General features: G+C 65.3%; 20 protein-coding genes. 9 read left to right on the plus strand and 11 right to left on the minus strand.

The window, feature by feature from the left end; genetic code table 11:
• Window positions 1-162: 162 nt before the first annotated feature.
• On the plus strand, window positions 163-1,224 hold the full coding sequence (locus AT984_RS16730) for an aminoglycoside phosphotransferase family protein (RefSeq protein WP_058721073.1): 1,062 nt from the start codon (window positions 163-165) through the stop codon (window positions 1,222-1,224).
• Window positions 1,225-1,369: 145 nt separating this feature from the next.
• On the opposite strand, the gene AT984_RS16735 is transcribed toward AT984_RS16730, so the two are convergent.
• Both AT984_RS16735 and AT984_RS16740 read right to left on the minus strand, forming a co-directional pair.
• Entirely contained in the window at window positions 1,370-2,851 is a 1,482-nt protein-coding gene (locus AT984_RS16735; RefSeq protein WP_058721074.1) for a M20 family metallopeptidase, read from the minus strand.
• Between the two features lie 62 nt (window positions 2,852-2,913).
• Window positions 2,914-3,783, minus strand: a complete 870-nt coding sequence (locus AT984_RS16740; protein WP_058721075.1) for an alpha/beta hydrolase — start codon at window positions 3,781-3,783, stop codon at window positions 2,914-2,916.
• Window positions 3,784-3,954: 171 nt separating this feature from the next.
• Between AT984_RS16740 and AT984_RS16745 the strand changes: the two genes are divergently transcribed.
• From AT984_RS16745 to AT984_RS16765, 5 genes are all read left to right on the plus strand, one after another.
• Complete coding sequence (locus tag AT984_RS16745; RefSeq protein WP_058721076.1) at window positions 3,955-4,788, plus strand: enoyl-CoA hydratase-related protein; 834 nt, start codon at window positions 3,955-3,957, stop codon at window positions 4,786-4,788.
• A 40-nt stretch (window positions 4,789-4,828) separates the two neighbouring features.
• Window positions 4,829-6,157: a hypothetical protein gene (locus tag AT984_RS16750; protein ID WP_156422069.1), complete on the plus strand. Its 1,329-nt coding sequence runs from the start codon at window positions 4,829-4,831 to the stop codon at window positions 6,155-6,157.
• 44 nt (window positions 6,158-6,201) lie between these two features.
• On the plus strand, window positions 6,202-8,010 hold the full coding sequence (locus AT984_RS16755; protein WP_156422070.1) for an MORN repeat-containing protein: 1,809 nt from the start codon (window positions 6,202-6,204) through the stop codon (window positions 8,008-8,010).
• A gap of 90 nt (window positions 8,011-8,100) precedes the next feature.
• Complete coding sequence (yghU, locus tag AT984_RS16760) at window positions 8,101-9,003, plus strand: glutathione-dependent disulfide-bond oxidoreductase (protein ID WP_058721079.1); 903 nt, start codon at window positions 8,101-8,103, stop codon at window positions 9,001-9,003.
• A gap of 47 nt (window positions 9,004-9,050) precedes the next feature.
• Entirely contained in the window at window positions 9,051-9,686 is a 636-nt protein-coding gene (locus tag AT984_RS16765) for a glutathione S-transferase family protein (protein WP_058721080.1), read from the plus strand.
• A 41-nt stretch (window positions 9,687-9,727) separates the two neighbouring features.
• Here AT984_RS16765 and AT984_RS16770 read toward each other — a convergent pair whose 3' ends face one another.
• Window positions 9,728-10,147 carry a carboxymuconolactone decarboxylase family protein gene (locus AT984_RS16770; protein ID WP_058721081.1) on the minus strand — a complete coding sequence of 140 codons (420 nt, stop codon included), beginning with the start codon at window positions 10,145-10,147 and terminating at the stop codon, window positions 9,728-9,730.
• A gap of 150 nt (window positions 10,148-10,297) precedes the next feature.
• Window positions 10,298-10,633, minus strand: a complete 336-nt coding sequence (locus tag AT984_RS16775; protein WP_058721082.1) for a hypothetical protein — start codon at window positions 10,631-10,633, stop codon at window positions 10,298-10,300.
• Window positions 10,634-10,797: 164 nt separating this feature from the next.
• Between AT984_RS16775 and AT984_RS16780 the strand changes: the two genes are divergently transcribed.
• On the plus strand, window positions 10,798-11,766 hold the full coding sequence (locus tag AT984_RS16780; protein ID WP_058721083.1) for a succinylglutamate desuccinylase/aspartoacylase domain-containing protein: 969 nt from the start codon (window positions 10,798-10,800) through the stop codon (window positions 11,764-11,766).
• Between the two features lie 17 nt (window positions 11,767-11,783).
• On the opposite strand, the gene AT984_RS16785 is transcribed toward AT984_RS16780, so the two are convergent.
• Together AT984_RS16785 and AT984_RS16790 are read right to left on the minus strand one after the other, a co-directional pair.
• Window positions 11,784-12,644 carry a substrate-binding periplasmic protein gene (locus tag AT984_RS16785; protein ID WP_058721084.1) on the minus strand — a complete coding sequence of 287 codons (861 nt, stop codon included), beginning with the start codon at window positions 12,642-12,644 and terminating at the stop codon, window positions 11,784-11,786.
• 203 nt (window positions 12,645-12,847) lie between these two features.
• A complete protein-coding gene (locus tag AT984_RS16790) occupies window positions 12,848-13,216 on the minus strand; it encodes a VOC family protein (RefSeq protein WP_058721085.1) in 369 nt (122 codons plus the stop codon).
• A 188-nt stretch (window positions 13,217-13,404) separates the two neighbouring features.
• On the opposite strand from AT984_RS16790, the gene AT984_RS16795 reads away from it, so the two are divergent.
• Window positions 13,405-14,793 carry an acyl-CoA thioesterase/bile acid-CoA:amino acid N-acyltransferase family protein gene (locus tag AT984_RS16795; protein WP_058721086.1) on the plus strand — a complete coding sequence of 463 codons (1,389 nt, stop codon included), beginning with the start codon at window positions 13,405-13,407 and terminating at the stop codon, window positions 14,791-14,793.
• Between the two features lie 73 nt (window positions 14,794-14,866).
• Here the strand turns inward: AT984_RS16795 and metW are convergent, their stop codons facing one another.
• The 4 genes from metW to sppA all read right to left on the minus strand — a co-directional run bounded on the left by metW (window position 14,867) and on the right by sppA (window position 19,686).
• On the minus strand, window positions 14,867-15,454 hold the full coding sequence (gene metW, locus AT984_RS16800) for a methionine biosynthesis protein MetW (RefSeq protein ID WP_058721087.1): 588 nt from the start codon (window positions 15,452-15,454) through the stop codon (window positions 14,867-14,869).
• Complete coding sequence (gene metX / locus AT984_RS16805) at window positions 15,451-16,563, minus strand: homoserine O-succinyltransferase MetX (protein ID WP_058722402.1); 1,113 nt, start codon at window positions 16,561-16,563, stop codon at window positions 15,451-15,453. The genes metW and metX overlap by 4 nt, the downstream gene beginning before the upstream one ends.
• Before the next feature lie 296 nt (window positions 16,564-16,859).
• Window positions 16,860-17,762 (minus strand): substrate-binding periplasmic protein, encoded by a 903-nt coding sequence (locus tag AT984_RS16810; protein ID WP_058721088.1) that lies wholly within the window; start codon window positions 17,760-17,762, stop codon window positions 16,860-16,862.
• 64 nt (window positions 17,763-17,826) lie between these two features.
• Window positions 17,827-19,686: a signal peptide peptidase SppA gene (sppA, locus tag AT984_RS16815; protein ID WP_058721089.1), complete on the minus strand. Its 1,860-nt coding sequence runs from the start codon at window positions 19,684-19,686 to the stop codon at window positions 17,827-17,829.
• 157 nt (window positions 19,687-19,843) lie between these two features.
• Between sppA and AT984_RS16820 the strand changes: the two genes are divergently transcribed.
• Window positions 19,844-21,499: an FMN-binding glutamate synthase family protein gene (locus AT984_RS16820; RefSeq protein ID WP_058721090.1), complete on the plus strand. Its 1,656-nt coding sequence runs from the start codon at window positions 19,844-19,846 to the stop codon at window positions 21,497-21,499.
• On the opposite strand, the gene AT984_RS16825 is transcribed toward AT984_RS16820, so the two are convergent.
• On the minus strand, window positions 21,482-22,120 hold the full coding sequence (locus tag AT984_RS16825) for a glutathione S-transferase (protein ID WP_058721091.1): 639 nt from the start codon (window positions 22,118-22,120) through the stop codon (window positions 21,482-21,484). The genes AT984_RS16820 and AT984_RS16825 overlap by 18 nt on opposite strands.
• Window positions 22,121-22,191 lie beyond the last annotated feature (71 nt).

Below are 22,191 nucleotides of genomic sequence, written 5' to 3' on the forward strand. Positions count from 1 at the left end.
CGACTTCTCGGTTTAGTAGGGCAGGCAGCCAAAACGCTGGCATGGCCAACGCAGATGGACCCGGTGCCGAGCGCGGGGCTCACGGTTTGTAAAATCCATTATCCATGAGGCCGTCAAAGGCCGCATCCTCGCCAGCCCTCCCTCAAGAAGAACAGCAAAAATATGACGCCTATCGCCTGGCCCAGCCCACAACGCCAACAAGATTTCCAAGCCTGGTTGCTCGCCCTGCCAGCTCACTTTGAGCTGCTGCCCAACACGGTGCAAGAAGCCAATGCCGACGCCAGCAGCCGCCGCTATCTGCGCGTGCAAGCCAGCCATGGCGCCAGCTATATCGTGATGGACGCACCGCCCGAGAGCAATGACTCGCGGCCCTTTGTCGCGGTGGCCGCCCAGATGAAGGCCTGTGGCCTGCATGTGCCGGAGATCTTTGCGGTGGATGACGCCAAGGGCTTTTTGCTGCTCAGCGATCTGGGCACCCTGCCCTATCTGCAAGCTTTGCTGGCCACCCAGGCCGAGGGCAATCACGCCGAAGCCAATCGCTTGATGCGCGATGCCACCCAGGCCTTGCTGGCCTGGCAGCAAAAAGGCGTGGCCGAGAGCTTGCCCCCCTACGACGAAGCCTTTGTGCGCCGCGAGCTGCACATCTTCAAGGAATGGTGCGTGGAGCGCGAATTCGGCCGGCAATGGAGCGAGACCCAGCTGAAGTGGTGGGCGCATAGCTGCCAGGTGCTGGTGGACAACATCGCCGGTCAAGCCCTGGTGCCCATGCACCGCGACTTCATGGTGCGCAATCTGATGGTCTGCCCGCCAGACTCGGGCAACCCCGGCGTGCTGGACTTCCAAGACGCCGTCTTGGGCCCGATCAGCTACGACATGGCCTCCCTGCTGCGCGACGCTTTCATCTCCTGGGACGAAGAGCAGGAGCTCGACTGGGCCATCCGCTACTGGGAACAAGCCCGCAAGGCAGGCCTGCCGGTCAACGAAGACTTTGGCGCCTTCTGGCAACAGCTGGAATGGACCGGCCTGCAGCGCCACCTGAAGATTCTGGGCATCTTCTGCCGCCTCAAGCATCGCGACCATCGCCCCGCCTACGTCGCCGACCTGCCGCGCCTGTTCGCTTACGCCATCAAGGTCTCGACCCGTTATGTGCAGCTCTCACCGCTGACGCATCTGCTGCAGGACTTGCAGGGCACTTTGGTGGAAACGGGCTTCACCTTGCGCTGAGCTTAAGCCCCTCGCTCAGTCTCGCCTCGCTGAACGCGGGCGAGCCCGGTCGGTCCCCCTGGGGGACGAGGCCGTTGGCGACATTGAGCCGCAAACAGCCTCAGACGGGCCGGCTTGGGACGGCCCGGCGCTCGGCCCGCAATTTTCAAGGATGCGCGGCCATGATTTGCGCCACTGCTGCTGTCAGGCGCTTGCCGTAGGGCACATGCAGGAACTCGTTGGGGCCGTGGGCATTGCTCTTGGGGCCCAAGACACCGCAGACCACCATCTGCGCGGCCGGGAAGCCTTTTTGCAGCATGCTCATCAAGGGAATCGTGCCGCCCTGGCCGATATAGCCCACTGGCGCGCCGAAATGCGCCAAGCTGGCGTCATTGACCGCTTGGCTGAGCCAGGCAGACAGATCGGGCGTGTTCCAGCCCGTGGCGCCGTAAGCGCCGGCGCGGCCATCGGGCACAAAAGTGACCTTGGCGTTGTAGGGCGCGTTGTCTTCCAGCAAGGCCTTCAGGCGCAGCGCGGCTTCGTTGCCGTCGATCAGGGGCGGCAGGCGCAGCGACAGCTTAAAGGCGGTGAAGGGGCGCAGCACATTTCCGGCGCTCTTCATCTCGGGGAAACCGTCCACGCCGGTCACCGACAAAGTGGGGCGCCAAGTGCGGTTGAGCAGCACTTCCACCGGCTGGTCGGTCATGGGCAGCACCGGGCCGCCGTCGCCGCCGCAGGCCCAGGGCAGGCGCTTATAGACCTCGTCCTTCAGAATCGCCGCCGTGGCTTGGGCTTGTTCGATGCGATTGCCGGGAATCTCGCAGTGGAAGCTCTCGGGCAAGAGGCGGCCGGTCTTGGAGTCTTCCAGGCGGTCCAGCACCTGACGCAGGATGCGGAAACTTGAGGGCACCACGCCCGAGGCATCGCCCGAGTGAATGCCTTCGGTCAGCACCTCCACCTTCAGCACGCCGCTGACCATGCCGCGCAAGCTGGTGGTGAGCCACAGTTGCTCGTAGTCACCCGCGCCGGAGTCCAGGCAAACCACCAGCGAGACTTCGCCCAGCTTGTCCTTCTTCAGCACCTCGATATAGGCCGGCAAGTCGTAGGAGCCGCTTTCCTCGCAGGTTTCGATCAGGCCGACGCAGCGCGGGCGCGGAATGCCTTGCCTGTCCAACGCCATGATGGCGGTCAGCGAGGCGTAGATGGCATAGCCATCATCGGCGCCGCCACGGCCATAGAGCTTGCCGTCCTCGTACTTGGGCGTCCAGGGGCCCAGGTCGCTGCGCCAGCCGCTGAACTCGGGTTGCTTGTCGAGGTGGCCGTAAAGCAGGATGGTGTCGGTGCAGTCCGCCTTGGTGGCAGGCACTTCGAAGAAGATCACCGGCGTGCGGCCGGGCAGGCGAATCACTTCCAGCTTGAGACCCGCCACTTTTTTGCTCTCGACCCAGGCAGCGGCATCGCGCAGCACTTTTTCGATATGGCCGTTGGCGGCCCAGTCGGCATCGAACATGGGGCTCTTGGCCGGGATGGCGATGTACTGGGTCAGGGCCGGGACGATCTCTTCGTCCCACACGCGGCCGGCGAATTCGCCCAGGGCCGTGGTCTGTTCAGCCTGCAGGGGCGGCAGGGCGGGGTGGCGTGCGTTCATGGTGGGGGTCCTCGCTGATGGCAAGTGGCCGGCCGGGGTGTGGCCAGCTGCAACCTCGCATCTTAAAACTTCTGCGCCAACCAGTCCCGCAGCTCGGCGAAGACCAATTCCTTCTCCGGCTCGTTGAAGATCTCATGCGCCAGGGCCTCAAAGCAATGCGCCCGCAGCAATGCGGCCGGCGCGGCCTCGGCGAATTCGGCGCTGCCCGAGGGCGCCACGCAGCGATCGCTGCCGGCCCACAAGAGCAGGGTCGGCACGGCCCAGGTTTCGGCATGCTGGCGCACCATTTCGCCGGCTTCCACAATCATGTTCGCCAGACTGGGGCTGATGCGGTCATGCACCAGCGGGTCATCCACATAGGCCTGAACCACCGCCGCGTCGCGTGAAATCCAGTTGGTTTTCAGGCCATTGCCCACGGCCAAGTGCGGCGCCAGGCTGACGCCCAGCGCCAGCTGCAAGCGCTTGAACCAATTCATGCCCGGGTCCAGCGCCGGGCTGCTCAGCACCAGGCCGTCCACCGGCCGGAACCAGGCCGGCAAGTCCCCGGCACTGCTAGCAGCCAAGCCACCCGCCACAAAGCGGGCAGCCACCAGGCCACCCATGCTGTGACCCAACAAAATCTGCGTGCCCGCGCCCAGCAGCGGGTCGGCGCGCAACTCATCCATCACCAGGGCCAGGTCTTGCAGCAGGCGCTCAGGCGTGGGCACATCGCCACGCGCGCCGCCGGAGGCGCCGTGGCCGCGCTGGTCATAGCCCACCACATGCCAGTCCCAGGCATTCAGATGCTCCGCCACCTCCTCGTAGCGGCCAATATGCTCACCCAGGCCATGCACGATCAAGACAGTGCCGCGCGCCGGCCCTTGGTCGGGCTTGTTACTACTCCATTGCCGCCAGTGCAAGGGCAGGCCGTCATCGGTTTTGAGGGTTCGCATGCGGGCGAGTGTAGATAGTGGCCGCCCCCCCGCAAGCAAGGGCTTGCCCGCAGAAACGACCCGGCGCTGTCACCAACTTGTCGCTGATAAATGGCGAATGTGAATAACACTCACGCCATTGCCAGGTAGGCTTGGCAAGACCCATCACAAAAAAACACCCTGGAGCCCCAAATGAACGACTTTTTCAGCCTCAGCAGCGACGACCAGGCGATTGCCCATCTGCAACTCAATCGCCCCGAACGCCTCAACACCATGGCACCGGCATTCTTTCCGGCCCTGCGTGACGCGGTGCGCGCGCTGGATGCGACCGGCACGACCCGGGCGCTGGTGATTTCCTCGACCGGCAAGCATTTCAGCGCCGGCATGGCGCTGGAGACCTTTGGCTCGCAAGACAGCATGCTGGACACCGGCTCCGCCCGCGCCCGGCTCGGCTTTCAGACCATGTTGCGTGAGCTGATGGCCTGCTTCAGCGCGCTGGACGAAGCGCGCTTCCCGGTGCTGTGCGCCGTGCAGGGCGGCTGCATCGGCGGTGCCCTGGATCTGGCTGCCGCTTGCGATATGCGTTATGCCACGGCCGACGCTTTCTTCAGCGTGCAAGAAATTCAAATCGGCATGACGGCTGATTTGGGCGTGCTGCAGCGCCTGCAAGGCATCATGCCCGCCGGCCTGGCGCGCGAGATGGCCTACACCGGTGAGCGCCTGAGCGCCGAGCGCGCCCTGGCCGCCGGCCTGGTCAATGCCGTGCTGCCCGATGCCGAGGCCTTGCTGGCCCATGTGATGGGTGTGGCGCGCCAGATCGCCGGCAAATCACCGCTGGCCATGGCCGGCAGCAAGCTGGCGCTCAACTATGCGCGTGACCACGGCGTGGCCGCCTCGCTGCAGCAGATGAGCTTGCTGCAAAGCGCCATCTTCGATGTGGAAGAAATGGGCCGCGCCATCATGGCCTGGAAGCTCAAGAAGCCTGGGGAATTTAAACCACTGGCACCCGCGCTGCCGCAGGATTGAGCCCCATACACTGTGCGGCTTGTCGACTGCCGCCCGCGCCATGAGATCGCTTTTCGTCCTGTTGTTGAGCCTGCTGCTGGCCGCTTGTGCCGGCCCGAAATACACGGTCGATGACGGCCGCAAGGTCGATGAGACCCTGCTGGCCAATATCCGCGCCTACGGCACGGGAGAGCAAGCCATTCGCCCGGCCATTGCGCGCAGCGCCGCCTTGCGCGACCCGGAGTGCGACAAGCAGTGGGAGCTGCCCTTTGCCGTGGCCACCGCCTACGGCTGGGCCGAGACCGACCGGGTGGCCTGGGTGCGCGGCCTGGGCGTGGATGAACGCCTGACCGTGGTGGCCACCGCACCCGGCTCACCGCTGACCCTGGGCGACAAGCTGCTGGCCGTGCGCGGCCAAAAAGACAATGACAGCGAGCGCCTGCTGGCCACCCTGGCCGAGGCCCGCGACACCGGCAAGCCCTTTGCGCTGAGCCTGAGCAGCGGCCGGACGCTCACCGTCACGCCCTTCGAGGTCTGCCGCGGCTACACCCGCCTGGCCCCGCCCAACACGCCGGAGATGCAGGACTATCACTGGCTGCTGAGCCTGCACGCGCTGGAGATCACCCGCGCCAATCTGACCGAAGACGAGGCCCTGTGGACGGTGCTGTGGACGCAAGGCCTGTCGGAAGAAGGCGGCGCGCGCATGAAGACCTACCACTACGGCTCGCAAATCGTCGGCACGCTCTACAACCTGGCCACCCTGGCCACCGGCCTGCGCGGCGCGGCGCTGGCGGCGGAAGCGGCCATCAACGCGGCCAAGAATGCCGCCAGCACGGTGGCCAGCGAAATCGTCAAGCAGCAAATCATCGAGCAAGGCAAGGCCCTGGCCGCCCAGCGCATCCGCGACGGCCTGAGCGAAGCCGCTCAGCAACTCACCAAGCAGCAGGTGATGAATGCCATGCAGGCCGTGGCCTCCAACCGCTCCAGCCTGTGGGGCGTGGCGCGGGTCGGCGCCACTGTGTTTGACCGCGCCGATCAATGGGCGTTTGAGCATGCGCTGAAGCTGGGCGCCAACCCGCTGGCCGGCTTCACCCTGCACCAGAAACTGATCGAGCGCAGCCTGGTCAGCAACGGCCTGGCCTTCGACGCCGAGCGCCTGGCCGCCATCAACAAGATCGCCGAGGCCAAAGGCCTGGGCTACGAGGTGCAAGCGATTCTGCGCGGCATCAAGCCCGATGAGCTGATGCTGGCGATGGACAGCATGCCGCTGGCCTCCGCGCCGGAAGCCTTCGCTTACGAAAATGTCAACGACCCCGGCAGCGGCCGCTACGCCCGTGGCCTGATCAACGCCATGCTGGACATTCCGATGGAGTCGGACGCGCGCAAATGATGATGAAAGTGACGATGAAGAAGATGTCCCAGCGGATCCCGTTGATGAGCAGTCGAGTGGTTTGTGTCGCCGGCCTGGCCTGGCTCTTGAGCGGCGGCGCCAACGCGCAAAGCGCCGCGCCCATGCCCGAAGCCGCAGCGGCCAGCGCCAGTGCGCCGGCTGCACCCGAGGCAGCGGCATCGGCCGCCTCAGCAGCAACGGGTGCGCCCAGCATCGTCAGCTGTTCGGTGCTGACGGCCAAAGCCATGTCGGCCGATTTGCGCGCGGCGCTGGCCCGATCCACCAATAAAGACCTCGACAGCCAAGCCAAGCTGCTGGGCGAAGCCATCGCGTTGTGGACCCAGGGCCTAGAAGGCTGCGAGGGCCGCGCCCGCGAACGCGCCCAGCGCAATCTGGCCGACAATCAAAAGCAGCTCGCCAGCGTGGCCGAGCGCCAGGCCGCCGGCTCGCAATGCGAGCTGTCGCACCAAGACGGCAATGCCTTGCAAGAACTGGCTCGCCAAGCCTTTGGCGAACGCCGCTGGGCCGACGCTGCCAACCTCTACGCCAAGGCTGAGACCATGTGGGACTTGGCGGCCGAACATTGCACCGGCACCCAGCAGCAGCTGGCCGCCAAGAAGCGCGAGCAGGCCGAGACCGATGCCCACAATGCCGAGCATTGCGCGCCCCTGTTTGACCGCGCTCGCGACAGCACGCAAAAGTTCCGCAATGCCGCCGCCGGCCTGAACCCGCCGGAGCGCCAGCAACAGTCTCAAGTGGCCGAAACCCTGTGGCGCCAGGCCGTCGCCCAGTGCAAGGGCAGCGCGCAGGAATTGGCCGGCAACAATGCCCAGGCTTTGGCGCGTGAACGCGGCACGCCCTGGGTGAGCACAGCGCCAGCGCCGGTCGCAGCGGCGGCGGCAACGCCCGCGCCGAAAGCTGCTGCCTCAGTGGCCTCGGTGGCCTCAGCGGGCAAGGCTGTCGCAACGACTGCAGCGCCAGCCCCCGCCTCGCCCGTGCTGAGCGGCGCTGCGGCAGTGACGCTTGCCGCCACGACCGCCCTCACCTCGCCACCTTCGCCATCAGCACCCGCCGGCCCGGCAGCAAGCACCAGCAAGACCATGCCGGCGGCCGCCGAAACCGCGCCGGAGATGGACATCCGCAGTGGCGACACCCGTTACCTCGGCCGCTTTGTACGTGAAACCGGCCAGGTCGTCAGCGGCACCGGCCGGGTGGAATGGTCCAACGGCGATGTCTACATCGGCCCGTTGATCCGCAGCGTGCGCCAGGGCCGGGGCGAGTTCATCTGGGCCAGCGGCCAGCGCTATGTGGGCGATTGGCTGGACGACAAACCCACCGGCAAGGGTCAGATGCGCTTTGCCAACGGCAACCAGTGGGACGGCCCGGTGATCGACGGCGTACCCGAGGGCGAGGGCCAGCTGATGTTTGCCAATGGCGACAGCTACAAGGGTCAGGTCAGCCGTGGCATCCCGCATGGCCGCGGTCTGTTCCGCTGGACCAATGGCCAGGTGTTTGACGGCGACTGGGTGAATGAGCAGCCGCAGGGCCAGGGCGTGCTGCGCTTTGCCAATGGCAACCGCTACGAAGGCGCGGTGTCGGCCGGCCAACCCCATGGCAAGGGCGTGCTGGTGCATGCGTCGGGCGACCGCTACGAAGGTGACTTCAAGCAGGGCAAACCGCACGGCCAAGGCAGTTATGCATGGAAGTCGGGCGAACGTTTCGCGGGTGCCTGGGTCGAGGGCCTCAAACACGGCCAAGGCATTTACTACTGGGCCAATGGCGACCGCTGGGAAGGCGAGTTCAAGAACGACGAAACCGTGGATGACAAGGGCACGATCATCCGCAAAGAGTAGCCGCCAGACCTGAAGCCCCGCCAGCCCCGGGCCTTTGCCCAAGCTGCTACCGTGCCAGCGATTGACTCACACCGATTCGGAGCAAATTGAATGAACGACGAACAGAAGCAGCAAGCCCAACAAGCCGCCGCCTACACCCCACCTAAGGTCTGGACCTGGGACAAAGACAATGGCGGCAAGTTCGCCAGCATCAACCGGCCCATCGCCGGCGCTACGCATGACAAGGAACTGCCCGTCGGCCGCCACCCCTTGCAGCTGCATTCGATGGCCACCCCCAACGGCGTCAAAGTGACGGTGATGCTGGAGGAGTTGCTGGAACTGGGCCACAGCGGCGCCGAGTACGACGCCTGGCCGATCAATATCAGCGCCGGCGAGCAGTTCGGCAGCGGCTTTGTCGCCATCAACCCTAACTCCAAGATTCCAGCGCTGGTGGACCGCAGCGGGCCGCAGCCGGTGCGGGTGTTTGAGTCGGGCGCGATCCTGCAATACTTGGCCGAGAAATTCGGCGGCGCCTTTCTTCCCGCCAGCGGCGCCGAGCGGGCCGAATGCCTGTCGTGGTTGTTCTGGCAAATGGGCAGCGCGCCCTTTCTGGGCGGTGGCTTTGGCCACTTCTTTGCCTACGCGCCAGAGAAATTCGAGTACCCGATCAACCGCTACGCCATGGAAGTCAAGCGACAACTCGATGTGCTGGACCGCCACCTGGCGGAGAACGCCTATCTGGCCGGCGCGCAATACACCATCGCTGACATGGCCGTTTGGCCCTGGTACGGCGCCTTGGTCAAAGGCCAGCTTTACGAAGCCGGCGAGTTCCTGCAAGTGCAGGACTATCGCCATGTGATCCGCTGGGCGGACGAAATCGCCGCGCGGCCGGCGGTGCAGCGCGGCCGCAAGGTCAACCGCTTCTGGGGTGAACCGTCCAGCCAATTGCACGAACGCCATGAGGCCTCGGACTTCAACACCAAGACGCAGGACAAGCTGGCGACGCCGGGCTGAGTCCGCGGCTCCGCCACCCTTCCCACTTCAGCAGCAAGGCCACACCGATGAGCATCACCCTCTACGACTGCGCCACCGCACCCAGCCCGCGCCGCGCCCGCATTCTGCTGGCCGAGAAAGGCATTCCCCATGCCACCGTGCAAGTGGATCTGCGCCAGGGCGAGCAACTCGGCGAGGCCTATCGCCGCATCAATCCGCAATGCACCGTGCCGGCCCTGATCACCGAGGACGGCCTGCTGCTGAGCGATAACGCGGCCATCACGGCCTACCTCGAAGCCGCCTACCCCGAGCCACCCTTGCTGGGCCGCAACCCGCAAGAGAAGGCCGAGATTGCCAGCTGGCAGTGGCGCATCGAGTTCGAGGGCCTGATGGCCATTGCCGAGGCCTTGCGCAATAGCGCCCCCGCCATGGCCGGGCGCGCCCTGCCCGGGCCGGTGGGCTATGCGCAGATCCCGGAACTGGCGCAGCGAGGATTGCTGCGGGTACAGCAGTTTTTCGACACGCTCAACGAGCGCCTGGCCGGCCGCGACTTCATCGCCAGCGAGCGCTTCAGCGTTGCCGACATCACAGCCGTGGTGGCGGTGGACTTTGCGCGCATCGTCAAGCTCAAACCCGGCGAGGCGCATCCGCATTTGCTGCGCTGGCGCGCCGCGATGGCTGAGCGGCCATCGATGGCGCTGTAGCTGCGGCGCGCACTGACGCGGCCGGGTAACTCAGGCGGCGCTCAGACGGATGGCGGCTGAGTGGGTGCGGGAGTTTGCGCAGGTGTTGAGGTCACGGCCTGCACCACCTCCGCCGCGCTGCGGAAGGCTTCTACGGCCATGGGCACGCCGCAGTAAATGGTGGCGTGCAGCAGCACTTCCTGTATCTCCTGCACCGTGGCGCCGTTGTTGAGGGCGCCGCGCACATGGCCTTTGAGCTCATGTTGGCGGCCCAGCGCCGTCAACATGGCAACCGTGACCAGGCTGCGCGTCTTCAAGTCCAGGCCCGGCCGCAACCAGGTTTCGCCCCAGGCGTTGCGGGTGATGTGCTGCTGCAGCGGGGCGGTGAAGTCGGTCTGCGCGGCAAAGGCGGCCGCCACAAAGTCCTCACCCATCACCTGCTTGCGCATGGCAAGCCCTTGCTCGAATTGCGCGTCACTCATGCTGTGCTCCCCCAAAAAGCATCAAGCATAGTGGGAGCGAAAAAGAACTAAAGGCCGCGCCCGGAGACCTCATGGATGAAGTCGGGTGCGGCCTTCGATTTTGCCCAGGGGCACCGGCAAATTCGCCAGCGCCCTTTGCTACAGCGCTTTTTACTTGGCTTCGGACGGCTTGGCGCTCGGGCGGCCAGCAGCCGTCGGGTAGGCCGACATCACGCGCACCGGGTCAGCCTTGTCCAGGTAGGCCGCGTACTGCGGCTCGCTGCAAGCCAGCTTCTTGCCCGCTTGGCGCTCACCCTTGAAATCGCCCTTGTAGTAGACGAAGTGGTACTCATTGCCTTGTGCCGGCGCGGCACCCAGCTTGCTGTTGCTGGCGGCGGCGCATTCCGAACGCAAGGCCAGCTCTTCAGCAGCGGCCGACGAGGCCGCCTGGGCCAGCGATGTCAAGCCAGCGGAAAGCAGCAATGCGATAAGCAGTTTGTTTTTCATGTTTGGACCTTGATGAAGAAGTTGCGCGTGACGGAAAGATGACACCGGCGTAGCTTAAAACCAGTCGGGCTGCGGCGCTACCCGCGTTTGCAGGGGCGGCGCGCTGGGTCGAAGTCTTGCGCCGCAGCAAAGCCTTGGGCCAGTAGCCGGTACACAATCAGCCCATGAACGCCGCCCCTGCCCTGATGCTTCGCCCGCCCGATATCCAGCCCTACCGTCACAGCGCCAGCGGCACGGACTATGTGCATGTGCTGGACTCCGGCCTGCCCGGCCCCACGGTGATGGTGCAAGCCCTCACCCATGGCAACGAGCTGTGCGGCGCGATTGCACTGGACTGGCTGTTCAAGCAAGGCATGGGGCGCAGCGTCCAGCCCTTGATGGGCAAGCTGATTCTCAGCTTCGCCAATGTGGCGGCCTTCGAGCGTTTCGACGCGCAAGACCCCAATGCCTCGCGCTGTGTCGACGAAGACCTGAACCGGGTCTGGGCCGATGAGGTCTTGTTCGGCCCGGGCGACTCGCTGGAGCTGCGGCGTGCGCGCCAGCTGCAGCCTTTTGTGGACAGCGCCGACTTGCTGTTCGACATCCATTCGATGCAAGACGCCTGCCGGCCGCTGATGGTGTGCGGCCTGCTGGACAAGGGCGCGGCCTTCGCCCGCCAGTTGGGCATGCCAGGAGACTTGCTGATCGACACCGGCCACCCCTCCGGCCTGCGCATGCGAGATCGCGGCGGCTTTGGCGACCCCGGCAGCCCCAAGAACGCCTTGCTGATCGAATGCGGCCAGCACTGGGAAGCCTCCTCCGTGGATGTGGCCATCGACGGCCTGCTGCGCTTTTTGCGCCTGACCGGCATGGTGGCACCGGCCTGGGCCGAGCAGCACCTGCGCCTGGCCCTGCCCGAGCGCCAGCAACTCATTCGCGTCAATGAGGCGGTGACGGCGCTGAGCCCCGACTTCCACTTCCTCTTCCCGGTGCGCGGGCTGGACGTGATTGCCGCAGCAGGCACATCCTTCGCGCAAGACGGCGACACCGTGTTTCGCACCCAGCACGACAACACCGTGCTGGTCATGCCCAGCACCAAGCATGGCAAGCGCGGCAACACCATGGTGCGCCTGGGCCGCTTTGAGCAGGCCTGAAACACTGAGCCCTGCGCTCAGTTGATCTGCACGTCTTGCCGCAAAACCTCCGCCGGGTAGTAGCGTTGCAGCTGGCGCAGCAAGCTGCCGTCTTGCGCGGCGCGCTGCATGGCCTCGCGCAGGCGTTGGCGCTCCGCCAGGCTCAGGGTTTGGCGCGATAGATAGGCGCCCACCTCTGAGCGGGGCAGGCCCTGCAAGGGTGTGAAATGGAACTCCCGGCCGAAGGCGCCTCGGCTGTCGGGTGAGGCCTGCGCAGCAGCCTCTGGCACGCTGCCATCGGGCGCCAAGGTCAGCGCGGAGTACAAAAGACTGGGCGGCAGAATCGTGAAGTCCACCCGGCCGCTGCGCAGCATCTGGCCGACGGTGCGCAGGTCATTAACAAAGTCGATGCGCTTGTCGGCCTGCAAGGCCTTGAGCAGGCCTTCGTACTCATCGCCCCAGCTGTAGCTGCGCACCATGGCGCCGCGCCATGACTTTTTGGCCAGCAAGGTGCCCACATCCCTGACCGAGGCCAGCTCACGCGCAGTGCCCAGCGTGATCAAGGTCGGCGTGAGTTTGAGCATGGGCACGAAGTCCGCGCGCGCTTCCCGCTCCGCAGTGCGCGAGGCGGGCACAAAGACGTCGGCCTCCTGAGTCTCGAAAAACATCAAGGTCACGCGTGCGCGCGGCACGACCGGGAACTGAAACTCGCAGCGCAGGCCGGCGCTCAACTGCCGCAGCAGTTCGGGGTAGACCCCTTCGATCTTGGCGCCCTCGTTCAGCACCAGCACATTGAAGCCGGTGGGCGCCACCGGCACGCGAATTGGCTTAGCGCAATCCGCAAACGCAGCAGCGTCAGCGGCCAACAGCAGCGCCCATCCCAGGCAGGAATGCCGCATGCACCGGACCCAAGTCCTGCACTTCATCCCCAAAGTCGTCCTGTCAACGGCCCTCTGCGTGGCCCTTGGCTTCCCTGCGTTGGATGCTGGGCTCAGATTAGCAGGAATGGCTGAAGCATGGGGTTCGCGGCAGCACCTGCTTGAGTGAATCGAGACGCCTGTACCAGGCGCGGCTGGCGCACCTTGGCGAACCTGGGCTCAGCTCAGCCCATGCAAAACACATTGAGCTTGTTGCCGTCGAGGTCGCGGAAATAGCCGGCGTAAAAACCTTCGCCGCGCAGGCCCACCGCGCCTTCGTCTTTGCCGCCCAGGGCCAGGGCCTTGGCATGCACCGCATCCACCTTGGCGCGGCTGTCCACCACCAGGGCAATCATCACGCCATTGCCCACCGTGGCCGGCTCCTTGTTGAAGGGTGTCATCAAGCCGAAGCCCGGCTTGTCCATGCCCGTGCCCCAGGCATAGCCACGGCCAAAGTCCATGATGCGTTTGATGCCCAAGACGCCGAATACCTCGTCGTAGAAGGCGCTGGCGCGGGGCAGGTCATTGGTACCTAGCGTGGTGTAGCCGATCATGTGTGCCTCTTGAATGAGTGGGGAGATGGAGCATGCAACGCGCGCGCATCGCCTCATGTTGACAAGCGCTACACAGGCCATGCGGTTGATTCGTCGCCCATTATGTCGATCCGTCGCGCGCTGCCGGCACTATCGGTCTGCGCTGGCGAGACTGGCTCCATCACCCACCCATTCCGATGGAGCTTCATATGCGTAACTCCCTGAACCGGTTCTCTCTGGCCCTGGCCTTGAGCCTCACGGCTTCGCTGGCGGCGGCCTACCAACTTGCAGCGGCGCCGGCGGCCGAGGTGTTGCAAGGTGAAGCCCAAACGCTTTCACTCAGCGGCGCCAAGCCGGGCGAGCAAATCACCCTGCGTCTGAGTCGGCGCGCCGATCTGCCCGGCATGGGCCCATCGCTGCTGCGCGCCGAGGCGGTGTTCCAGGCCGATGCACAGGGCCGCATCGACACCAGCCGCCAGGCCCCACTCTCGGGCAACTACAGCGGCATTGACGCCAGCGGACTGTTTTGGTCAGCCTTGCCGGTACGCGGCGAGCCGGCGCCCGCCTCAGCCGAAACAGGCGAAGCCCGCTTGCAACTGGAAGCCTGGGGTCAGGACACAGCCGGCGCGCCCAAGCCTTTGGCCGAGCAAACGCTGCGCTGGCTACCCGCCAGGGCGCGAGTCGAGGCCCGTGCCGCTGCCACCCTGCCCGGCGCGCAGCTCATGCTGCCGCTGGAACGTGCGGCGAAGCTACCGGTGGTGATCGTCTTGGGCGGATCGGAAGGCGGATCCATCACCTCGCGCCGCTTGGCCGAGGCCTTGGCGGCGCGCGGCTTCGCCGCCCTCGCCCTGCCCTATTTCTCGCCACCGCGTTGGGGCGCCCAAGGCCCGATGGCACCGGAACTACCCAGCCTGCCAACCAGCTTGGCACGGATCGAACTGAGCCAGCTGGAAACGGTGCGCGAATGGCTGGGCCAGCAAGCTGAGGTGGATGCGAGTCGCATTGCGCTCTGGGGAGCATCCAAAGGCGCTGAATTCGTGCTGGCCGGCGCCAGCCGCATCGCCGGTTTCAAAGGCGTGGTGGCCGTGGTGCCCAGCGATGTGATCTGGGAGGGCTTCGACCTGATGCAGGGCGCCATGGCCCAGCCCTCATTCAGCTGGCATGGCGAGGCCCTGGCCTTCGTGCCCTACAAGGGCTACCAGGAAGAAGTGGCCGGCTTCATGAGCGGCCAACCGGTGCGCCTGCGCCGCGCCCATGACGCGGGCCGCGCGGCACAGCCCGAACGCGCCAACGCAGCGCGCATCGAGGTCGAGAAGATCAGCGCGCCGCTGCTCTTGATCGCCGGCAGCGACGATCAGGTCTGGGATTCCGGTGGCATGGCTCGCGCCATCGCTGCACGGCGCGCAGCAGCTCAGTTGCCCACCGAGCTGCTGCTGTTCGAAGGCGCCGGCCACGGCATCACCGGCCTGGGCAGCATGCCCACCACGCTGAACAATGCCGGCCCGATGAAGATGGGTGGCCAGCCCGCAGCCGATGCGCAGGCCCAGCGGCAAGGCTGGGCACGCACGGTGAGTTTCTTGCGCGAGGTCTTGCGTTGAGCGGGGGCGGGCACAGTCGAATGGCTCCCCTTCCGTGTCTTACTCAAGCCTCACGACTCAAGCACCCGCGCTCTTAGCCCCGGTCAAACTTGAAGACGGCCATGCTGGAAAGCAGGTTCGGGAAGGTACGCACCGACTGGCCGTCCTGAATGCCAAAGCTGTCCAACACGCGCAGGCGATTCTTGCGCGCCAGCACCTCGAAATCGGCATAGGTGCCGACGCGAATATTGGGCGTGTCGTACCACTCGTAAGGCAGCACGCGCGTCACCGGCATGCGGCCAAGCATCACCTGCAAGCGGTTGGGCCAATGCGCAAAATTGGGGAAGCTGACGATGCCGATGCGGCCGACGCGCGCGGTCTCGCGCAGCATCAACTCGGTATTGCGCAGATGCTGCAGCGTCTCCAGCTGCAAGACCACATCAAAGCTTTGGTCCTCGAAGATGGACAGGCCGTCTTCCAGATTGAGCTGAATCACATTGACGCCGCGCTGCGCGCAGGCGAGCAGATTGGCGTCATCCAGCTCCACCCCGTAGCCAGTGCAGCCCTTTTCTTTTTGCAGCATGTCCAGCAAAGCGCCGGTGCCGCAGCCCAGGTCCAAGACCCGCGATCCGGCAGGAACCAGCGCAGCGATCTGCTTCAAAACGCTCTCACTGCTGCTCATGCTGCGGCTCCTTGCGACTGTTCTTTGGCAATGCGTTGAAAGTAAGCGCGCAGCAGGCCGTGATAGCGCGGGTCCTCCAGCAAGAAGGCGTCATGGCCGTGGGGGGCGTCGATTTCCGCGTAGGAGACATCCAGCTTGTTGTCCAGCAAGGCCTTGACCACCTCGCGTGAGCGTGCGGGCGAGAAGCGCCAGTCGGTGGTGAAGCTGGCCAGCAAGAACTTGCAGCGTGCGCTGGCAAAGGTGCGGCTGAGGTCGCCACCATGCTCACGTGCGGGGTCGAAATAGTCCAGCGCGCGGGTGATCAGCAAATAGGTATTGGCGTCGAAGTAATCGCTGAATTTGTCGCCTTGGTAGCGCAGATAGCTCTCGATTTCGAACTCGATGTCTTGCGTGCTGTAGCCCAGGTCAGCCGCGCGCATCTGGCGACCGAACTTCTGCTCCATCACATCGTCCGAGAGATAGGTGATGTGGCCGATCATGCGCGCCACCCGCAGGCCGCGCTTGGGGACCACGCCGTGGGCGTAGAAATGGCCGCCGTGGAAATCAGGGTCGGTGATGATGGCGCGCCGCGCCACCTCGTTGAAGGCAATGTTCTGGGCCGACAAGGCCGGCGCCGTGGCGATGGCGATGCAATGGCGCATGCGCTCCGGATAGCGCAGCGACCAGTCCAGCGCCTGCATGCCGCCGAGCGAGCCGCCCAGCACCGCCGCCAATTGGGTGATGCCCAGTTGGTCCAGCAGCAAAGCCTGGGCGTCGACCCAGTCTTGCACCGTGACGACGGGGAAGTCTGCGCCGTAGATTTTCCCGCTTGCGGGGTTGATGTGCATGGGCCCGGTGGAGCCAAAACACGAGCCCAGATTGTTGATGCCGATGACGAAGAACTTGTCGGTGTCCAGCGGTTTGCCGGGGCCGATCAGGTTGTCCCACCAGCCTTCGCTTTTTTCCTCGCCCGCGTAGCTGCCGGCGACGTGATGGCTGGCGTTGAGGGCATGGCAGACCAGCACCGCGTTGTCGCGCTGCTCGTTCAGCTGGCCATAGGTCTCATAAACGAGTTCGTAGTCGCTGAGGCTGGCGCCGCTGCGCAGGGGCAGCGGCTTGGCGAAGCGCATGCGCTGCGGGCTGACATGCCCGATGTGTCCGTAGGTCACAGGAAGAATCCTCCAAAAAGCAAAAAACCGGCTCCGCAAAAGCGGACGCCGGTTGATCGGAGTCCCTCTTTAGCTGCATTTGTTAAGCGCCCGCAATTCGGAACAAATCAGCGCTGTGAGGGCAATTATAACGAGCACCCGGATTGCGATACGTGGCGCGGCCCGGCGCCGACTCCGTGTTTGAGAAAGCACCCAGCATGCCCGAGCCAGGGCGCTTGAATCTCAGCGCAGCCAGGTCGCAGGAATGCCGCCGCACCTCAAGACTTGAGGCGCGCCTTTTGCAAAAACTTGGCATAGCGGCCATCGGCCTTGAGCCGATCCAAAGCCGCGCGCACATGCTCGGCCTGCAGCTCGCTGAAGTCGGGAGAGCCGGCCAGCCATACATCCGCCGTGTCAAACGACGGCCCTTCCGCATAGGCCCGCACATCGCGCCCGCCCGCTTGCAAAGCCCCCATGAACACCGGCTCGGCGGCGTAAACAAGATCGACCGTGCCCTCATCCAGGCGGCGCAGGATGCGCGGGTAATCGGCCTCTTCGATGATGTTTCGGAAGCCCAGGCTACGCAGGCGTTCACGGCTGAGCGCGCCGCGCAAGACCGCCACCCGCGATTGGCGCAAAGCCTGGTTATCGAGTCGCAAGCGAGACTCGGCATCTTTCTTGCCGTAGAGGCAGTAGCGCTGCCGGTACAGCACGGCCAGCCACTTCACCGAGGACTCTCGCGCCGGTGAACGCACCAGGGGCGCCATCAGCACCGCGGGGCCGCGCTGCACCAGGGCGGCGGCGCGGGCAAAGGGGTAGAAGCTGGGTCTCAGATCGTGCCTGAGTTCATGGCCCAGTTCGGCCAGCAATTCGCCCAGCGCACCCGGCGCACCCGCGCCCTTGGCGTAAATCAGGGGCGGGAACTCGGTGCTGACAAACTGAAAACTCGCTGGCAAAGCGGCCGCTTCGCTGGGCGGGGCTGGCGTCAAGGCGGCTGGCGCAGGTTCCGCCACAGCGGCTGATGCTGAGGCCGGCCGCTCGGCTTTCGGCGTGGCGCGATCAGGCTCCGGTTCGGCCGCTTGGCTCAGGCCGCTGGCCAGCGCCAGAGCGGCGAGCAGCCCAGCGAGGCTGCTACGCCACTGGCCAACTTGGAAACCCGTGCTTGCGAACCGCCGCCACATCTGCGCCTCCGACAGCGCCGACAGGGCGACACCGCGCCACGATTATGCGGCAGGCTTCAAGGCATCACGGCGCCAAGCACAGGCAGTGCACCACCGCCGTGAATGGCTTCTTGCCCTCGCTCAGTTCGGCCAAAAAGGCCAACTCGCCTTGCGCTTGCAGCAAGGCCTTGGGCGGCACAGGCAGGCCCAGTTCGGCCCGCACGCTGGCCGCAATGGCCGGCGCCACCACTTCATCCAGGCTGCTCAGCAGACGCTCCAGGCGGCCCATCTCGCGCTCCACATAGCTGATGCGCGGCGTGCCTTCCAGCTTGGCCAACTTGGCGGCTGACTTGATGGCATCGTCAAAGCTGCCCAGGCGGTCGATCAGGCCGCGCTCCTTGGCTTGCGCGCCGGTCCAGACGCGCCCTTGGGCCACGGCGTCAATGTCAGCCACCGGCTTGTTGCGGGCGGCCGCGGCCTTGGAAGTGAACTCGTCGTAGATGTGGTTGATGCCTTGCTGCACGCTGGCCTGCATACGCGGGTCCAGCGGGCGGCGCGGGTCAAAGCCGCCGGTCAGCCAGGTGCTGGTGTAGCCACCGGTGTGGATGCTGAGTTTTTCCAGCAGCTTGTCGGCGGTGGGCAGCATGCCGAAGACGCCGATTGAGCCGGTCACGGTGGCCGGGTCGGCAATCACCTCTTTGGACGACATCGAGATCCAGTAGCCGCCCGAGGCCGCTACATCGCCCATGGAAATCACCACCGGCTTGCCGGCTTTTTGCGTCAACTCCAGCTCACGGCGGATGATCTCGGACGCAAAAGCGCTGCCGCCGGGCGAATTGACGCGCAGCACCACGGCCTTGATTTGATCGTCCTCACGCGCTTGGCGGATTTGGCGGGCTGTGCTGTCACCACCGATGCGGCCGGCAGCGGCGTCACCGTCGACGATTTCGCCTTCGGCCACCACCACGCCCACGGCCGGGCCGTGTTGCGCGGCCGGCTTCAGATAGGCCTGGTATTCGTCCAGCGAGATGCGGCGGAAGCTCTTGCCCTTCTCGTCCTTGGCACCGCGCGCAATCAAGAGTTCACGCATCTCGTCGCGGGTCTTGATGCCGTCCACCAGCTTGGCTTGCAGAGCCAGCTTGGCGCTATCGCCCTTGAGCTGCGCCAGCGTTTCCGGCAAGGCCTCGATGCCAGCGACGATGGCACCCTTGGGCAGCTTGCGGGCGGTTTCCACCGCGCCGGTGTAGCGCGCCCACAGGTCGCCATACAGATAGGCTTCCGCCTCCAGCGCGGCCTTGGACGGCGCGTTGGCGAAATAGGGTTCGGCGGCGTTCTTGAAGGCCCCCACACGCAAGACATTGGCGCTGACGCCCAGGCGGTCCAGCGCATCCTTGTAATAGGTGCGATAACGGCCAAAGCCCTCAATCATCACCATGCCCATGGGGTTCACATAAACCTCGTTGGCGCGCGCGGCCAGGAAGTAGCTGCGCTGATCGAAGTTGTCGCCATAAGCCAGCACCGGCTTGCCGCTGGCTTTGAAGCGGTCCAGCGCGGCCGCCACTTCGTTCAGCCCGGCCATGCCGGCGCCACCGAACTCATCCAGGTCCAGCAGCACATGGCTGATCTTGGGATCTTTGGCGCCCGCCTCCAGCGTGGCCAGCACATCGCGCAAGCGCGTCTGCTTTTGCTTGGATCCGCGCAGCTGCGCCATCGCCGTGTCACGCGGCGAGCCGGAGTACTGCTCCACCAGCGGGCCTTGCAGATTCAGCACCAGGGCCGTCTTGTCTTGCAAAGGCTTGGGGCCACGGTTGAACAGCCCCACCACCAGCGCCACCAAGATCAGCAAGAGCAAGAGGTTAAGGATGGCCCGCCGCGTGGCGTCCAGCGCCCGCCAGAACTGACAGACGGCCCACCACAGACCCGAAAACACGCTTTTGACGCCCATATCGCCCCTACCTAGTCCGAATAGTTTGATGCGGGCTGATTGTGCAGGATCACAGCGGCCCAGCCGGAAGACATGGCTGGGGTTTGCACCAAGTTCCGGCAAGGCGAGCGCAGGGCCGCAGCGCATACCATGCGCCAAAACGCCAAGGAGTGAGCGCATGCCGAGCTGGTTAAACCGAGTGAACGAGCAATTCCCGATCCGCTACAGCGCTTGGCTGTTCTGCATCCTGGCCACCGCCATCAACGCCATCGCCTGGCTGCTGAATCGTCGTTTCGCCAGCGCCGAGTTCCTGCAAATGCTGGTGTTCGGCCTGCTGAGTCTGCAGGGCTGGCGCGATGTGCAGCAGACCAAACGCGCCGTGCTGCGCAACTACCCCGTCATCGGCCATATCCGCTTTTTGCTCGAATTCATCCGGCCGGAGATCCGCCAGTACTTTCTGGAGGCCGATAACGAAGCCGCCCCCTTCTCGCGCCAGCAGCGCTCACTCGTCTACCAGCGCGCCAAGGGCGACCCCGACAAGCGCCCCTTCGGCACCCAGCTGGATGTGGGCACGCAGGGCTATGAGTGGATCAATCACTCGCTGGCACCGACCCAGCTCGCCTCGCACGATTTCCGCATCACCATCGGCGCGCAGCGCGCCCAGCCCTACGAGGCCAGCGTGTTCAATATCTCGGCCATGAGCTTCGGCGCGCTCAGTGCCAATGCCATTCTGGCCCTCAACGCCGGCGCCAAACGCGGCGGCTTTGCGCACGACACCGGCGAGGGCTCCATCAGCGCCCACCACCGCCAACATGGCGGCGACCTGATCTGGGAAATCGGCTCGGGCTACTTCGGCTGCCGCAATGACAACGGCAGCTTCAACCCCGAGCGTTTCCAGGCCAATGCACGTGACCCGCAGGTCAAGCTGATCGAGCTCAAGCTCAGCCAGGGCGCCAAGCCCGGCCATGGCGGCGTCTTGCCCGGCCCCAAGGTGACGGCCGAAATCGCCGCGGCGCGCGGCGTGCCCATCGGCCAGGACTGCGTCTCCCCCGCCGCCCACAGCGCCTTCAGCACGCCGGTGGAAATGCTGCGCTTCATCCAGCGCCTGCGTGAGCTCTCGGGCGACAAGCCAACCGGCTTCAAGCTCTGCATCGGCCACCCCTGGGAATGGTTCGCGATCTGCAAAGCCATGCTCGAGACAGGCATAACACCGGATTTCATCGTCATCGACGGCGCCGAGGGCGGCACCGGCGCGGCGCCGCTTGAATTTGCCGACCATGTGGGCGCGCCGCTGCAAGAAGGCCTGCTGCTGGTGCACAACACCCTGGTCGGCTTGAACTTGCGCGATCAGATCAAGCTGGGCTGCGCCGGCAAGGTGACCAGCGCCTTCGACATCGCCCGCATGATGGCCCTGGGCGCGGACTGGTGCAATTCAGCACGCGGCTTCATGTTCGCGCTGGGCTGCATCCAGGCGCAAGGCTGCCACACCGGACACTGCCCGACCGGCGTCACCACCCAAGACCCGCTGCGCCAGCAAGCCCTGGTGGTGCCGGACAAGGCCGAGCGCGTCTTCAATTTCCACGACAACACCTTGCGTGCCCTGCAAGAACTGGTACAGGCCGCCGGCTTGCAGCACCCTAGCGAAATCAGCGCGGCCCACATCGTGCATCGCATCAATCAGCATGAGGTGCGCCTGCTCTCCAGCTTGCTGCCCTTCACCCGGCCGGGCGCCCTGCTCGGCAGCGAACTGCCGGGCAATGTGTTCAAGCTCTACTGGCCGATGGCCTCGGCGCACAGCTTTGCGGCGCAGGGCGACCTAGGCGTCGCAGACTGAGGGCGCCACCCAAGGCGCAGGCCGATCACGCATCATGGCCTGAAACAACTCGCTCGCCACAAAAGCGCGCAACCAGGCTTGCAGCGCGGGCAGTGGCGCGGCCTCAAACCAGGCCGCATCCACGGCCGCGAACTGGCGGATGAAGGGCAGCAAGGCCATATCGGCCACGCTGGGCTGAGCCCCAAACAGCCAGACTTGGCCGGCCAGGGCTTGCTCCAGCGGCCGCAGCATCAAATCAATCGCGGCCTCGCGATGCTGCTCGACACTGGCCTCGGGAAAGCGTTGCGGGTATTTGTAGCGGTCCAGCAAGGGCTTGAATTCAATGTCATTGCGCTGAACCCACTCGGCTTGCGCGGCCCAGGGCGCGGCCTGCAGCCAGCCATCCGGGTCGGCCTGGGCCAAGGCCCACAACATGATGTCCAGGCTTTGCGCCAGCACCGCGCCGCTGGGCAAGACCAGCACCGGCACCGTGCCCTTGCTGGAGGCGGCCAGCAACTCGGCCGGCTTGGCGCGCAAAGCCACCTCACGCATTTCCACTTCTGCAGCGGCATAACGCAAAGCTAGCCTGGCACGCATGGCATAAGGGCAGCGGCGGAAGGTGTAGAGAACGGGCAAGCTCATCGGGATGGATCGGGCGCCTGGCGAACGGACGGTTAAAAAAGGAACGGCTTGCGGGCTTCAAGTCCCACGTT

It is taken from the genome of Paucibacter sp. KCTC 42545 (assembly GCF_001477625.1).
Lineage (GTDB): Bacteria > Pseudomonadota > Gammaproteobacteria > Burkholderiales > Burkholderiaceae_C > Paucibacter_A.